We start from the raw sequence: 14,594 nt of genomic DNA on the forward strand, positions 1-14,594 counted from the left end.
GTCCTGGGGCTCGATTTGAGCGTTCGCCGTGGGGTGTTCACCTGGGCCACGTAGGCTCCCGGTGTGAACGTCGTGAGCATCGAGGCCGCGGGCGTCGGCGTGAGCTGGCTGGACACCGCCGGACCGCTGCTCGTCTGGGTGATCGTGCTGAGCTTCGTGCTGGTCGAGTGCGCGTTGATCATCGGGCTGTTCCTGCCCGGCGACTCGCTGCTCTTCGGGGCCGGCGTGGTGCTGGCGCAGCACGGTTCGGACGCGAACGCGTGGTTCCTGTCGGGCGCCGCGCTGATCGTCGCCGTCCTCGGCAACCAGATCGGCTACTACATCGGGCGCGGCAGCGGCACCAAGCTCATCGCGCGCCGCGACGGGAAGGTGCTGAACCGGCACAACCTCGAGCGCGCGCAGCGGTTCCTGGACCGCAAGGGCTTCTTCGCGATCGTGGCGGCCCGGTGGATCCCGTGGATCCGCACACTGGCCCCGCTGATCGCCGGCGCCGCCCGGATGGACCCGCGCCGGTTCCTGCTGGCCACCACGCTCGGCGGGCTGCTCTGGGTGCCGACGCTCGTGCTGCTCGGCTACTACGGCGCCGGGCTGCTCGACGCGCTGCCGTGGGTCAAGACGGCCGCGCTGTGGCTCAGCATCGCGTTCTTCGTGTTCGGCACCGGGTACGGCGTGCTGCGCTACCGCCAGGAGATGCGCCGTCCCGTGGACGACCGGGACGACGCGCGAGCGTGACTTCTACAGCTGCGGGTCCGCCCAGATCTCGAGCTGGATGCCGTCGGGGTCGCGGAAGACGATGACGCGCGAGCCTTCGAAGGTGCGTGACGGCGCGACCGGCCGGTAGGAGACGCCGAACTCGGCGAGCCTGCTCTCCCATTCGGCCAGCTCGGCGGCTGTGTGCACCCGGAACGCGACGTGGTCGAGCCCGGTCCGGCGTTCGTCGAACCCCCGCCTGCCGGTGTCCGCGTGCTGCACCAGCACCACGGAGAACTCGTCCCCGGCGGACCGCAGCACGACCTTCCGCAGTCCCGTGTCCGGCTCTTCGCGCCGGGTGACCTCCTCGAGGTCGAGGACACGCACGTACCACGGCACGCTGCGGTCCACGTCGGTCACGGTGAGCGCGAGGTGGTGCACGGACATCAGTTTGGCCATGGCTTCCGAAGCCGTCCTTTCTCGTGGCGGCTTCCCAGAGTTGCACAGCCCCCGGCCACCGAAACCGAGGTGACCAAGTTCCCGTCCGATCGTGATCTCGCCGTCTCCGGCCGTCCCAGCAGACGGACGGAATCCACCGGCGGTCACCCCCGTCTCACGGATGGTGACCGCCGGTGACGATCACCGGGTGAGCAGGCGCATCCGGCCTTCCTCGTGGATGCGCTTGGTCGTCACCCGGTCGGGATAGCAGCGGGTGAACATGTTCGTGAAGTGCGTGCCGTAGTGGATGCGGTCGTCCCCGCCGTCCAGCGGGCGGACGGTGGTGCCGAACGACGGCTCGTGGAAGTACGCGAGCGTGTAGCGCTCCCGCGTCGCCAGCCGGACCTTGTGCGGGGTCGACAGCAGCCTGCCGCCGGTCAGGAACTGCATGATGTCGCCGGGGAAGACGGTGAACACCCGCGGCTCGGGCTCGACGAAGTGCCACGGCTCGTCGTCCTGGTACATCCCGGCCGTGCTCTCCTCGGGCAGCCAGTTGCGCCGGCGGGGTTCCCCGGGCACCGGCGGCCGGATGAAGAGCCCGCCGACGTCGTCCTGCGCGGCGATCACGAGCAGGCCGTAGTCGGTGTGGGCGCCGATGCCGCGTTCGGTGGTCGCGGACCGGGCGGGGAACCGCAGCACGCGCATGTGGTGCCAGCCGTCCCGGGTGAGCCGGGTCAGCCGGTCGATCTCCACGCCCAGCCCGAGCGCGACGAGCCGCAGGAGCTTCTCGCCGGTTTCGCCGACCTCCTGCAGGTAGGCGCGCATCGCCGTCCGGTAGTCGTCGTCCGGCCACGGAACCGGCCCGTGGCACGGCCAGCCTTCGGTGACGCGGGCGTCGGTGAGCGGCACGTCCGGGCACACCGTGAAGATCTCGGAGAAGTCGGCTTCGCCCGCGGTCACTTCTTCGCCGGAAGCGATGTAGCCGCTGTAGGTCAGGTCGCTGACGAACTTCGCCTTCTCCGGCAAGGACCTGGCGAAGAACCGGCGGCTTTCGGTAAGCGCTTCCCGAGTGATCCGGTCCTGCTCCGCGGTGGCGGCGACCTGGAAGATCCCGTCGGTCTCCCAGGTGCGGACCAGCTGACGGCCCAGTATCCGATCGACGGTCGTCCCGCTCACCGAAGCGGGGAGCTCGAAAGTACGCATTTCCTGTTCACCTTTCGCGCGGTTTCGGAAGCCCTCACCACACGAAGCACCGGAAACGCCGGTTCAGAACGATCAGCGGCCGCCGCCCACGTCGAGCACCGCCCCGGCGGTGAAGGACGCGGCCGGCGAAAGCAGCCACAGCACGGCTTCGGCGATCTCGGCCGGTTGCCCGGCACGCCCCATCGGAATCAGCCGCGCGAACTTCTCGAGCCGGTCCGGCAGCCCGGCGGCCTCGTGCAGTCCAGTGTGCACCATCCCGGGCGCGACAGCGTTGACACGAATTCCCTCGCCCGCGACTTCCTGCGCGAGCCCGAAGGTCATCGTGTCGACGGCGGCCTTCGACGCGGCGTAGTGCACCCATTCCCCGGCCGACCCGGTGCGCGCGGCCGTCGACGAGATGTTGACGATGGCGCCGCCCGTCCCGCCGTACCGCGTCGACATCCGGCGAACCGCCTCCCGGCAGCACAGGAAGACCCCGGTGACGTTGACGTCGAGGGTCCGCCGCACGACATCGACGTCGTACTCGTCGAGCCGGCCGGGCGTGTTCCCGGTGACCGCGGCGTTGTTGACCAGGCTGGTCACCCGGCCGAGTTCCGCCGCCGCGTCGAACAGGGCGTGGACGTCGTCCTCGCGGGAGACGTCGGCGCGGACGGCGAGCGCCTGACGGCCTTGCGCCCGAACCCGCTCGGCGACGGCTTCGGCGGGCGCGGGATCTCCGGAGAAGTTGACGACGACGTCGTAGCCGCGGCGGGCGGCCAGCTCGCAGATCGCCGCGCCGATCCCGCGGCTGCCGCCCGTGACGATGAGCGTTCCGGTCATGAACGCCAGTCAACCAGGCCTTCACGTGAGGTCATCGGCACCCGATCGGGTCATCCACGCCACCGAAGCGAGCCCCTGGATCACCATGATCAAGACTCGGTGTAGCCTCACCCGATCTTGTCAAAAGACGGGCACATCGCCCCTTGAAGTCGGAGAATCCCACCATGGCGAAGTTCGGCGGAGAAAGCGGCAACTAGGGTTCTCGACCCTGTCGCGGCGGGGCACTGGTCGCCGATCAGTGCCTGCTCTCCTTGACTTGCAGCATCATTCCGACACGCCTGTTCAACGGGATGTCCACACCTTCGAACACGAACTCGTGGCATCCCTTGTCCACGCGCGTGGACAACGAGAACTGGGGGTCCGACATCTCGAATCCGATGGGCGAGAAGTGTGCGTCCAGGCCCCTCGGCAACACGACCACGTAAGACGCGTAGTCGACCGGCGCCGCCTTGGTGAAGGTGAAGAAGAACGAGTCGGTCTTGCGCATCATGAGCGGCAGAGATTTTCCCGGCCAGTGCCACGATATCCGCAACTTCAGCTTCGTACCCGACGGTACCGGCCGGTGCAGATGGTAGATGACATCAAGCCTGCCATCGAGCTCCCACGTGGTGGTGACCTCCGAGTCCGGTACGCGGGCACCGTTGTCCTGCAGGAGATGGACATCGATCTTCGTCTTCTTCCAGTATTTGGCCGGCTGTTGCCAGCCGGCCTTGAACTTGAACTGCAAGAAGTAGATCGCTTTTTTCACGGTCACCAGCTCGATGGCCACCTCGCCGTCGGTGTCGCCGTTCTCCGCGACGACGGCCAGCTCTTCCCAACCGGCCACACGGTAAGCGACCTTCGGGTGTTCGGCGATGAACTTGCAGTACCTGGAGAGAAGGTGCTGATAAGTCTGCACCTCCTGCTTGAGGGCGAGCCGATCACGCAGAAGGACCAAGCTGAAGATCAAGGCGAGCACGACGACGAGCGCGAGTACTCCCGCCTTGACCGCCGGAATGCCGGGGATGGCGGCCATCGCCACCGAAAACCCCATGATGGCGAAGACCGACCTGACTGTTGCCGCTGTTCCTTTGGCCAACAGTTGCTTGTCAAACCACTCGATCAGACCTTTCAGCATCAGCCGGAGCCTTCCCTCGAACAGCTTCGACGTTCACCTGATGTTGATCCGAGGGTAAGCAGCGGTTGACTTTCCGTAAATGGAGCGCCTCTGACAGTGAACCTTTCGAGACCTCGAAGTTATCCGGTAAGACGATCACCGAGCTGGGTCAAATCGCGAAGTTCGCCAGCGGCAGGTTCTCCAGCACCAGGTCCGCGCGGTCCCGCGTCTGCGAGATCAGGTCCGCGTTGCGCTGGTCCGAGCCGAGCGCACGCTGGCGCGCCTCGACGAGCGAACGGCCGTACCGGCGGTGGCGCGAAACGAGCCGTTCGATCCGCTCGGGTTCGTCCGGGGCGAGGAACCAGGCCTCGGTGAGCAGCGGCCGGATCCCGCTCCACGGGTCGTCCGGAAGCAGCAGGTAGTTGCCTTCGGTGATCACGAGCTGGACCTCCGGTGGCACCGCCACGGCTCCGGCGATCGGTTCCTCGATCTCGCGGCGGAACTCCGGCGCGTACACCGTTTCGCGGCCTTCGGCGAGGCGTCGGATCAGGTGGTAGTAGCCCGCCGCGTCGAAGGTGTCCGGGGCGCCCTTGCGCTCGGTGCGGCCGAGCCGGCGCAGTTCGACCTGGGCGAGGTGGAAGCCGTCCATGCCGACCACCGCGGCGCGCGAACCGAGTGCGCCGGCCAGCGCCCACGCGAGCGTGGTCTTGCCGGACGCGGGCGCGCCCACGATGCCCAGCACGTTGCGCTGCCCGCGCACGGTCAGGCCCTCGGCCCGGGCCAGCAGGTCGTCGAACGCCGTCATGTCCTGTTCCTTCCTGCGATCGCGGTCGTCCACGACCGCGGTCCCACATGCCGCACCCGTTCGGCGGCCACCTCGTTGGCGAAGCGGATCCGGTCCGTCACCGTCCGTTCGCGCGTCACGGCCACGGCGAGCGCGCCGTGCCAGACGTCGCCCGCCCCTAGTGTGTCCCGCGCTTCCACGCTCGCGACAGGCACCTCACCCGAGCCGCCGTCCGCAGTGGACCAGCGCACCGGGCCAGGCCCCGCGGTAGTGATGACGGTGGGGACGCCGCGCTCGTGCAGGCCGGGTCCCGGCGCCGTGAAGTGCGCGGAGCAGGCGGCGACGTCCACCAGGGGCAGCAGCTCGTCCAGCACGGGCTTCCAGCTGCCCGCGTCCAGCACGACCGGCGCTCGCGTGCCCCGCGCGACCGCCAGCGCGAGTTCCGGGTAGTGCCCGTCCACGAGCACCACGTCAGCCTCCGGAAGGGGCACTTTCACGGGAAAGTGCCGCCCTCCGGCGTTGCGGGAGACGACCGTGCGCTCGCCGTCGCGTTCGCGGACGGCGACGGCGCTGACCGGCGGCGGATCGGCAAGCGACGGCGCCAGGTCGATCAGCCGGACCCCGTGCGCTTCGAGGTCGGCGCGGGCGAGCGCCGCCAGCGGGTGTGCACCGAGGACGGTCAGCAGGGTCGCTTCGGCGCCGAGCGCGGCCGCCGTCACCGCGGCGTTCGTCGCGGGCCCACCCGCGGCGACGTCCACCCGCAGCGACTGCACCTTCTCGCCCGGCGCCGGAAGCTCCTCGACCCGCTGGACGACGTCCACCGTGCACAAGCCCGCCAGCAGCACTCTCACTTCAAGCCGGCCACGTGCGTCGCGGCGGCTGCTTCTTCCACTTCGCCGTTCTCGTTGAGCCGCAGGGCACCGGTGAGCAGGCCGACGACCTGGTTCATCGTGTGCGTCTTCGGCGAGACGACCGCGACGCGCTTGCCGAGGCGGTGCACGTGGATGCGGTCGGCGATGTCGAAGACGTGCGGCATGTTGTGGCTGATCAGCACCACCGGCAGGCCGCGGTCGCGGATCCGGCCGATCAGGTCGAGCACCTTGCCGGACTCGGCGACGCCGAGCGCGGCGGTGGGCTCGTCCATGATCACGGCCTTGGTGCCGAACGCGGCCGCGCGGGCCACCGCGACACCCTGACGCTGGCCGCCGGAGAGCGTCTCGACGGGCTGGCTGATCGACTTGATGTTGATGCCCAGCTCGTCGAGGATCCGCTGCGCCTCGGACCGCATGGTGCCGGTGTCGAGCTTCCGGAACAGCCCGAGCGGCCCCTTGAGCCGCTTTTCCCGGCCCAGGAACATGTTCGACGCGATGTCGAGCGCGGGCGCGACGGCGAGGTCCTGGTACACCGTCTCGATCCCGTAGTGGCGAGCGTCCAAAGGGGACTTGAAGTGGACGGTCTTACCGTCCACTTTGATCTCGCCGTCGTCCGGGATCACCGCGCCGGAAAGGGCTTTGATGAGCGAGGACTTCCCGGCGCCGTTGTCGCCGACCACGGCGAGCACCTCGCCGGGCAGCAGGTCGAAGTCGGCGCCGTCGATGGCGGTCACCCGGCCGTAGCGCTTGACCAGGCCGCGGGCCTGGAGGATCGGTTCACTCATGACTGCTGCTGCCTCCGCGCGATCCGGTCCACCACGACGGCGGCGATGAGCAGGGCGCCGGTGGCGAGGTCCTGGTAGTTGCCGTCGACGTTCATCTGCGTCAGCCCCGACCGCAGCACCGCCACGACCAGCGCGCCCATCAGCGTGCCGAGCACCGAGCCGCGGCCGCCGAAGAGGCTCGTCCCGCCGAGGACGACGGCGGTGATCGAGTCGAGGTTGCCGAGCTGGAACTGGTTCGGGTCGGCGTTCGGCGTGCGGCCGAGCGCCTGCCACGCGGCGATGCCGAAGGTCAGCCCGGCCACGATGTAGACCGACAGCACCGTGCGGTTGACCTTGATGCCGGACAGCCGAGCGGACTCCGGCGCGTTGCCGACCGCGTAGACGTGCTTGCCCCACGCGGTTTTCGTCAGCGCGTACCAGACGCCGAGGTACATCAGCAGCGCCAGCGTCATGCCGTAGGTGATCGGGATGCCGCCGAAGAGGTAGCGCTTGGTGCCGAGCCACTGCAGCAGCCCGTCGGTCACCGGGACGGCCTGGCCGCCGGCGATCAGCTTCGACACCGCGGTCAGCATGGTGAACGTGCCGAGCGTGATGATGAACGCCGGCAGCTTGATCCGCGTGGCCAGCCCGCCGATGAAGATGCCGACGATGATCGTCAGCACGACGCCGGCGAGCAGCGCGACGAAGCCGTTGGTCCCGGCCGCGGCGAGCTTGGCCATGATCAGCGTCGCGACGACCATCGAGGCCGCGTTGGACAGGTCGATGCCCGCGATCAGGATGACGAGCGTCTGGCCCAGCGCGAGCGTCCCGACGACCAGCGACTGCTGGACCACTGTGGACAGGTTGTCGAGGTCGAAGAACGTGTCCGTGGCCAGCGAGAACACCACGATCGCGACGACCAGCGCGAGCGCCGGGCCGACCGCGGGGGCGCGGAGGAAGAACTCGCCGAGGGACTCACGTTCCTTGGTGGCGACTGCCGTGGTCATTTGTTTCCTCCCCAGCAGTTCTGCAGGCCCCAGGCCGAGTCGTGGCTCTCGATGCCGGGCAGGGGCTTGTCGGTGATCACGGCGGACCCGGTGTTCACGAACCCGGACGGCTTCTTGCCGGTCTTGGCGTATTCGACGGCGGCGAGCACACCCTGCTCGGCCATCTTCTTCGGGAACTGCATGACGGTGGCGGCGAACTGGCCGTCCTTGACGTTCTGGACGCCTTCGCAGCCGCCGTCGATCGAGCCCATGACGATCTGCCCGGTCAACCCGCGGGCCTTGAGCGCCGCGTACGCGCCGCGGCCCATCGGCTCGTTCATCGAGTAGACGGCGTTGATGTCGGTGCTGCGCTGGAGCAGGTTCTCCATGCCCTGCTGGGCGAGGCTCTGGTCGCCGTTGGCCGCGGTGTGGCCCTTGATCTCCGGCGAGCCGTCGGTCAGCCCGATGCCCTTGAGGAACCCGGTGTGCCGCTGGGTGTCGACCGTGCTGCCCGCGGTCCCGTCGACCATGAGCAGCTTGGGCGGGGTGCCGTTGAGCGCGGCCTTGACGTAGGCGCCCTGCTGCTCGCCGGCCGCGAAGTTGTCGGTGGCGAAGGTGGCGTCGACGGCGTCGGCCGGTTCGGTGGCGGTGTCGAGGGCGATGACCAGGACCCCGGCGTCGCGGGCGTCCTTGATCGCCTTGAGCACGCCGGTGGACGAGCTGGGCGTGATCAGGATGGTGTTGGCGCCCTGCTGGCGGAGGTTTTCGATGGCGCGGACCTGGCCGTCGTTGTCGCCGTCGAACTGGCCGGCGAGCGCGCTGAAGTCGGCGCCGTTGGCCTGCGCGGCCGCTCTGGCCGCGTTGCGGAGTTCCACGAAGTAGGGGTTGGTGTCGGTCTTGGTGACCAGGCCGACCTTCGCCTTGCCGCTCCCGCCCGTGTTGGTGTTGCCACCCCAGTGACGCTCGACCGTGCACCCGGTCGTCGCGGCGAGGACGGCGGCCAGCACGACTGCGGTGAGACTTCGCTGTCTCATGGATTCCCACCCTTTGTGATCGGGGGCTTGCCGATGGTCGGGAAGGTAGACAGACTGCCTCCGTGACGCAAGCGTTTGCGCAAACGCTTGCCGGAAAGGATGGGTATGCCCCAATCGAGATCTTCGCGGCCGACCCAGCGGGACATCGCCGAGCTCGCCGGCGTGTCGATCACGACCGTCTCGCACGTCGTGAACGGGACCCGCGCGGTCGCGGAGGACACGAAAGCCGCCGTGCTGCGGGCGATCGAGGCGACCGGCTACACCGGCGACGCCATCGCGCGGTCGCTCGTCACGGGCGGGACGCGGTCGATCGGGATGGCGATCTCGCTGGTGGCGAACCCGTACTTCGCGGTGCTGATGCAGGCGATCGAGCGGGAGGCGTCGGCGCACGGGTACACCGTGCTGCTCGCCGACACGCACGACACGGCGGACACCGAGCGTGACACCGTGCGAGCGCTGCGCTCCCGCCGCGTCGACGGCCTGCTCATCACCCCGGCACCCGGCGACGGGCCGGTGATCGGCGAGCTGGTGTCGCTGGACGTGCCGACGGTCCTCATCGACCGGCTGTCCACCCGCACCGACGTCGACCAGGTGGGGTCGGAGAACATCCAGGCGACCTCGGCGCTGACCGCGCACCTGGCGACGCTCGGGCACCGGCGGATCGGGATGATCAGCGGCACACCCGGGCTGTCGACGAGCGAAGAGCGCGTGCTGGGCTACCGGCTGGGGCTGGGCCGGTCCGGGCTCACCTGGTCGTCCGAGCTCGTGGCCTGCGGAAACTCCTCACGCGAGGGCGGCGCGCTGGCGCTGAGCACGCTGCTGGCGCTGCCGGAGCCGCCGTCGGCGCTGGTCGTCGGGAACGACAGCATGATGGTCGGGGTGCTGCACGAGGCGCGGCGGCGCGGGCTGCGGATCGGGCGCGACCTGCCGGTCGTGGTCTACGACGACGTCGAGTGGGCGGATCTCGTCGACCCGCCGCTGACGACGATGGCGCAGCCGATCGAGGAGATCGGGCGCCAGGCGGTGCGGCTGCTGCTGGCCCGGATCAACGACCCGGGGCGCAAGGCCGAAACCGTCCGGCTCGCACCCACTCTGCGTCACCGCGAGTCGTGCGGCTGCCCGCCGGTTCACTCACTTCAGTGAATCTGGGTTCCTGATACCCCTCCGCGGGCCTCCAGCGGATACCGTTCCGCTGAGCGTCTGCGAGGGCTTATGACCGCACTTTCGCCGGACCTCCGGTTGTGGGACCCCCCGGTCACCTACCGGATCGGCGTCGCGATGGGTGGGCAAGCGAACCCCTACTCCGGCGAGCTGCTGCGCGCGATCCGGGGCGCCGCGGCGGAGTCCGGGTGCGACGTCGTGCTGGCCGAAACGGAGGACACCGCCGGCGAAGAGGCCGCGGTGGTGCGCGCGTTGCGCGCGGACCTGGTGGACGGAGTGCTGCTGGTCCCGGCGGCCGGCGACGAAGCGGTGATCAACGGACTGGTGCGGATGGGCGTGCCGACAGTGCTGGTGGACAGGCTGGCCGCGCGCAACGACGTCGACCAGGTCGGCACGGAGAACGTGCACGCGGTGGCGTCGCTGGTCCGCCACCTGACCGACCGCCGTCACCGGAAGATCGGGTTGATTTCGGGCGAAGAGGGCCTGGAGGTCAGCCGCGAGCGCGTCCGCGGCTACCGGCTGGGGCTGGAGCAGGCGGGCCTGCGCTTCAACCGCGAACTGGTGGAGTCGGGGTTGTCGACCCCGGGCGGCGCGGCCCGGGCGACGGCCAAGCTCCTGGACGGCTGGCCCTCCCCGACGGCGCTGGTGGTCGCGGACGAGTCGATGCTGGTGGGCGTCCAGTACGAGGCACACCGCCGAGGCATCAAGATCGGTTCGGAGCTGGCGGTGGTCGGCTACGGCGACATGGACTGGGCCCGCCGCGTGAGCCCGGCGGTGACGACGCTGGCCCAGCCGGTGGCGGACATGGGCCGCCGCGCGGTGCAGCTGCTGATGTCCCGCATGGCCGACCCGGACCGGCCCCCGGAGTCGGTGTTCCTGACGCCGCGCTTCTTGCACGGCGCCTCCTGCGGCTGCTGACGGAGTTCGGCACGGCTGAACCTCACTGTTCGGTGCCGGCTGTGATCTGGTCGCCGGCCGCCGTTCCCTCGTCGCTCGGCAGACCACGGCGGTGCCCGGACTGCTCCCGGACCATGGTCAGCAGCTCACGGCAGTTCTCCGTGACGTTCCACCGCTCCGCGTAAGCCAGCAGCGCCAGGCTGGTCCCGTGCTCACCGAGACTGCGGTCCGTCAGCTGCGCGTCGGTCGGGTCGCCGGCCCGGCGGCGAAGGTCGTCGAGTGTGGGATCCGCGTCTTCGCCCCGCTCGCCGGAGCCGGCCAGGTGCTGGTATTCCCGGCGCAGTTCGAGCTCTTCGCGGTCGTGACGCTGCTTCTGCAGCAAGAGCGGCCGCACGGATTCGCGGTAGTGCCGGAGTTCGTCCTGCTCGAGCGAGCCGTCCCGGAACGCGCCCCAGAACAGCCAGCCCGCCGACCCGATCAGCACACCGCCCACGGCACCGGCGACGAGCCAGCCGACGGGCGCCGGCCCCGCGGCCGTGTACACGCGAGCAGCCGCGACCGCGCCCATCGTGACCGCCAGCGCGGTGACCCCGATCAGCACTCGCTTCGTCGAAGCGGGCAGGAGCCCCCAGCCGAGCCGGCGGCCGGAGTCCTTGTACTGCCGCTGGTTCCGGCCCAGCTGGTGCAGCCCGACGGCACCACCGCCGGTGGCGAGCAGCGCCAGCAGCCCGCCGGCCACCGCGGACAACCAAGTCGGCGCGGCCAATGCGGTGGTGAATCCGGACGTCGTCAGCCAGAGCATGATCGGCAAGTCGAACAGGACCACCGTGAGCACGGCCAGGATCCGGGCGAAGCGCGGAATCCGCCGGTGGCGCAGGCTGCCCTGGCCCTGCTCGACTTCGATCAGGCCGCCGAGCAGATCGGCGCGGGCCTGCGCCTCGCGCACGGTCAGGTTCTGCCCGTGCGGGCCGACGACGTGTCCTTCCATCACCTGAGCCGACTGCCAGCGCACCTGCCGGATCCGGGCGCGCAGCCGCTCCTCGCGACCGGACGCGTCGAACCGGCGGGGCGGCGGCGGGGGCAGCAGCCCGGTCACCACCGGCCGCGGCCCACGGCGTTCCTCCGGCGGGACCACCGCGCGAGCGCGGGTCCGGCTGGGCTGGGGCAGCCGCGCCTGGACGCCCACGACGTCGAACGACCGGGCGCCACCCGCCAGGCACAGTTCCCGCAGATAGCCGACGTTCCGCTCGGCCGCCGGGCCGGAGCCGGTGTTCACGCAGGTGACGGACCAGCCGTCGAGGTCCGGAAGCAGCCCCTGGAGGTCCAGGTCGAGCAGGGCCAGCCGCCAGTTCGCCTGGGTGGCGGCGAGCAGCGTCCCCGTCGCCCCGGAGACGAGGATGACGTACCCGGGGCGCGGCGGGCAGTCTCCCCGCGCCAGCTGTCTCAGCTGACTGGCCACCGGGTGGGGCACGCCGGGGAGTGGCGGTCCGCCGGGCACCCGGCGGAACCGGATCCGCGGGTCCGGCTCGCCGCAGGTCCGGTGCCGGGCGACTTCGAGCACGGCGTGCAGGTGCTGGTCCGACTGGAGGCGGACGTCGATCTCCCGGTCGCCGTCCCGCCGCGCGACGGCGACGATCTGCCGGTGCACGGTGAGCGCGACGTCGTGCGGCAGCGCTTGGTCGGCGAGGACCAGGACAGGCAGGGCGTTTCGGCCGTCGGCGGCCGCGGAGCTCGCCGGCTGCGGCTGCTCGGGCACCCGGTACCGCTCGACGAGCACGATCCAGCCACCCTGGTCGGCGTGGTCCAGCACCTCGTCCGCGACGGCGGAGGCCCGGTCGAGCAGGCACCGCAGTTTCGCCGGATCGAGCTCCCCGGGCCCGGGCACCAGCAGCTCGACCCGCTCCTCGAAGACCAGTGATTCCGCGGTGAGGAACGCGCCGGCCGCGCCGACCAGCCGGCCGACCACCGCCACGGTGCGGTCGTCGCGGCACCCGCCCGGCGGGCGGCAGGCGACGGCGGCGGGCGGGTCGTCGTGGTCGACCTGGATCCGGAAAAGCTCCCCCAGCAACGACCGCCACCGCTCCCCGGGCGGTTCCGCCCAGGCCGGACCGTCCACGGCGATCGACCACCCCAGCCGGCGGTGCACGTCGTCCAGTGCGTGGACGCCGTCGCGTGCGACCAGGATCATCGTGTGCAGCACCGCTTCCGCCAGCTCCCGGTCGAGAGCACCGAAGCGAGTCATAATCTGATCGGCCACGGCACAATGGTTGCCCCGCGGCACCGGCTCCCGCAAACCGATGCCAACACCTTTTCATGAACGACCGCCGCTATTCGTCAATCGTGAACATGGCCCCCGAGCATGAATCAGGTATGCGACAGCGCATTAATGATCGACTGCGGATCCGTAGTTGCTCGGCTACGTATCATGGCCCGCATGACCGAAATTGACGGCGTCGGCGCTGAGAGGGTCCAGCGCAGCAGCACCGAGAATGGCGGCGCCGAGCAGGCGGACGCCATTGTCGGAAAGCGCGCCGACGCAGGCTGGCTGACCCCGGCAGGCGACCTGGCCGTGCCGTGGCTGGTCGTCTACGGGCACGGCACGAAATGCGAGGAGCTGGGCCGGGCCATCGCCCGGCGCTGCCGGGCGCACGGTGTGCGGCCGCAGCTGTGCCCGCTCGACGAGGTGGCCTACGAGGACCTCGGGATGTTCCCGGCCCTGGTGCTCGTGGTGCCGGACGCGGAGATCTTCCGCCGGTTCCGGGGCACCGGGCCGAAACTCGCCGAGCTGGCCCGGGCGTACCGGCGGTACCGGCCGGGCGGGCGCCAGCTGCTGCACCCGCGCACCGACCGGTGGTACGCCGCGGGCGTCCTGCAGGTGGTCCACCCGAGGAGCGCGGCGGGCGAGCCCGACATGCGGACGGTGTTCGAGCTGGCCTGCGCCGCCCACGAGGTCGAAGACGTGCCAGGCCTCGACGCCGTCGACCTCTTCGACGTCTACGAACCCGGTGGCGCGCCGAAGAAGGACCAGCTCGGGCGGTCGCTCGACATCCTGTGGACGCAGCTGTCGCTCTGGGGCATCACCACGCCGGACCAGGCCCACGAGATCAAGGAGTTCATCGACCAGCGGCGTCAGCTCTACGAAGATCCGAAGCGGTACAAGGCGATGTACCGGCCGCTTCCGGAGCAGCCGGACATGAACCACCTGGTCCTCGTGCTGGAGGGCAAGCTGAACGACCGGCCGGCGATGCTGCAGACCCTGCCCAAGCAGGACCGGGCCAAGGCCGAGACGTCGTTCGTCGAGTGCAGCGCCCGCGCCGTGCGCGACCTGGTGAAGGAGCTCTCCGAGAAGTTCGGCTACTTCGCCAGACCAGATCACCGCAAAGGGCGCAAGGACTCGCGGAAAGACCTGCACAACCTCTACCGGACACTGCGGAGCATCACCAGCAGTTCATGATCGACAGCGTGATCCAGGTTTCCGGAAATGCGGCACCTGTCACGATCGACGAATATCGCGCATGTTCACGATTGACGATTCTCCCGGCGGTTGAGGAACGAAATTTTTCACCACGCGCCTGCCGCGGTAGAAATCAAGCATGAGAGAAAACCGAAACAATGCGCTGATCACGGCGGCGGTGGCGCTGGCGCTCGTGCTCGCCATCCTGGCGTTCGCCAGCGCGAGCCCGTGGCTGCTGGCCGGCGTGCCACCGGTGCTGGCCGGGATCGCCACGGTGATCCGCGCGATCAACAACGCCCCGGGCCGGACGAACGAGAGCGAAGACGTGAAGCAGGAGGACGAGACCGAAGAAGATGCCCCGCCTGTCGGCGACTCGAAGAGCTAGCCGCACCGACC

At 69.9% G+C, this 14,594-nt stretch carries 15 protein-coding genes; 5 read left to right on the top strand and 10 right to left on the bottom strand.

From position 1 onward, the window contains the following. Positions 1 to 63 precede the first annotated feature (63 nt). Positions 64 to 732, top strand: a complete 669-nt coding sequence (locus AB0G28_RS05525; protein ID WP_361083252.1) for a DedA family protein — start codon at positions 64 to 66, stop codon at positions 730 to 732. A 3-nt stretch (positions 733 to 735) separates the two neighbouring features. Here AB0G28_RS05525 and AB0G28_RS05530 read toward each other — a convergent pair whose 3' ends face one another. The 9 genes from AB0G28_RS05530 to AB0G28_RS05570 all read right to left on the bottom strand — a co-directional run bounded on the left by AB0G28_RS05530 (position 736) and on the right by AB0G28_RS05570 (position 8,686). After that, a complete protein-coding gene (locus tag AB0G28_RS05530; RefSeq protein WP_361083254.1) occupies positions 736 to 1,149 on the bottom strand; it encodes a VOC family protein in 414 nt (137 codons plus the stop codon). A 180-nt stretch (positions 1,150 to 1,329) separates the two neighbouring features. After that, positions 1,330 to 2,331, bottom strand: coding sequence for a 2OG-Fe(II) oxygenase family protein (locus tag AB0G28_RS05535; RefSeq protein WP_361083256.1), 1,002 nt, complete (start codon positions 2,329 to 2,331; stop codon positions 1,330 to 1,332). 72 nt (positions 2,332 to 2,403) lie between these two features. Next, on the bottom strand, positions 2,404 to 3,150 hold the full coding sequence (locus tag AB0G28_RS05540; protein ID WP_361083258.1) for an SDR family oxidoreductase: 747 nt from the start codon (positions 3,148 to 3,150) through the stop codon (positions 2,404 to 2,406). Between the two features lie 235 nt (positions 3,151 to 3,385). Next, the gene (locus tag AB0G28_RS05545) at positions 3,386 to 4,267 is read right to left on the bottom strand and encodes a hypothetical protein (RefSeq protein ID WP_361083259.1); all 882 of its coding nucleotides are present in this window, start codon (positions 4,265 to 4,267) and stop codon (positions 3,386 to 3,388) included. A 148-nt stretch (positions 4,268 to 4,415) separates the two neighbouring features. Beyond that, entirely contained in the window at positions 4,416 to 5,051 is a 636-nt protein-coding gene (locus tag AB0G28_RS05550) for a nucleoside/nucleotide kinase family protein (protein WP_361083261.1), read from the bottom strand. Further along, entirely contained in the window at positions 5,048 to 5,881 is an 834-nt protein-coding gene (locus AB0G28_RS05555; RefSeq protein ID WP_361083263.1) for a PfkB family carbohydrate kinase, read from the bottom strand. The genes AB0G28_RS05550 and AB0G28_RS05555 overlap by 4 nt, the downstream gene beginning before the upstream one ends. Continuing rightward, on the bottom strand, positions 5,878 to 6,687 hold the full coding sequence (locus AB0G28_RS05560) for an ATP-binding cassette domain-containing protein (RefSeq protein WP_361083265.1): 810 nt from the start codon (positions 6,685 to 6,687) through the stop codon (positions 5,878 to 5,880). Before AB0G28_RS05560 ends, AB0G28_RS05555 begins: the two co-directional genes overlap by 4 nt. Further along, the gene (locus AB0G28_RS05565) at positions 6,684 to 7,673 is read right to left on the bottom strand and encodes an ABC transporter permease (protein ID WP_361083267.1); all 990 of its coding nucleotides are present in this window, start codon (positions 7,671 to 7,673) and stop codon (positions 6,684 to 6,686) included. The genes AB0G28_RS05560 and AB0G28_RS05565 overlap by 4 nt, the downstream gene beginning before the upstream one ends. Beyond that, positions 7,670 to 8,686 carry a substrate-binding domain-containing protein gene (locus AB0G28_RS05570; protein ID WP_361083269.1) on the bottom strand — a complete coding sequence of 339 codons (1,017 nt, stop codon included), beginning with the start codon at positions 8,684 to 8,686 and terminating at the stop codon, positions 7,670 to 7,672. The genes AB0G28_RS05565 and AB0G28_RS05570 overlap by 4 nt, the downstream gene beginning before the upstream one ends. Before the next feature lie 105 nt (positions 8,687 to 8,791). On the opposite strand from AB0G28_RS05570, the gene AB0G28_RS05575 reads away from it, so the two are divergent. Continuing rightward, entirely contained in the window at positions 8,792 to 9,829 is a 1,038-nt protein-coding gene (locus AB0G28_RS05575; RefSeq protein ID WP_361083271.1) for a LacI family DNA-binding transcriptional regulator, read from the top strand. A 69-nt stretch (positions 9,830 to 9,898) separates the two neighbouring features. After that, positions 9,899 to 10,765, top strand: a complete 867-nt coding sequence (locus tag AB0G28_RS05580; RefSeq protein WP_361083273.1) for a substrate-binding domain-containing protein — start codon at positions 9,899 to 9,901, stop codon at positions 10,763 to 10,765. 22 nt (positions 10,766 to 10,787) lie between these two features. On the opposite strand, the gene AB0G28_RS05585 is transcribed toward AB0G28_RS05580, so the two are convergent. After that, positions 10,788 to 13,001: a hypothetical protein gene (locus AB0G28_RS05585; RefSeq protein ID WP_361083275.1), complete on the bottom strand. Its 2,214-nt coding sequence runs from the start codon at positions 12,999 to 13,001 to the stop codon at positions 10,788 to 10,790. A 177-nt stretch (positions 13,002 to 13,178) separates the two neighbouring features. On the opposite strand from AB0G28_RS05585, the gene AB0G28_RS05590 reads away from it, so the two are divergent. Both AB0G28_RS05590 and AB0G28_RS05595 read left to right on the top strand, forming a co-directional pair. Continuing rightward, a complete protein-coding gene (locus AB0G28_RS05590) occupies positions 13,179 to 14,198 on the top strand; it encodes a hypothetical protein (protein ID WP_361083276.1) in 1,020 nt (339 codons plus the stop codon). A 139-nt stretch (positions 14,199 to 14,337) separates the two neighbouring features. Next, positions 14,338 to 14,583, top strand: a complete 246-nt coding sequence (locus AB0G28_RS05595; protein WP_361083278.1) for a hypothetical protein — start codon at positions 14,338 to 14,340, stop codon at positions 14,581 to 14,583. Positions 14,584 to 14,594: the final 11 nt, after the last annotated feature.

The organism is Amycolatopsis sp. NPDC021455 (assembly GCF_040640995.1).
Classification (GTDB): domain Bacteria; phylum Actinomycetota; class Actinomycetes; order Mycobacteriales; family Pseudonocardiaceae; genus Amycolatopsis.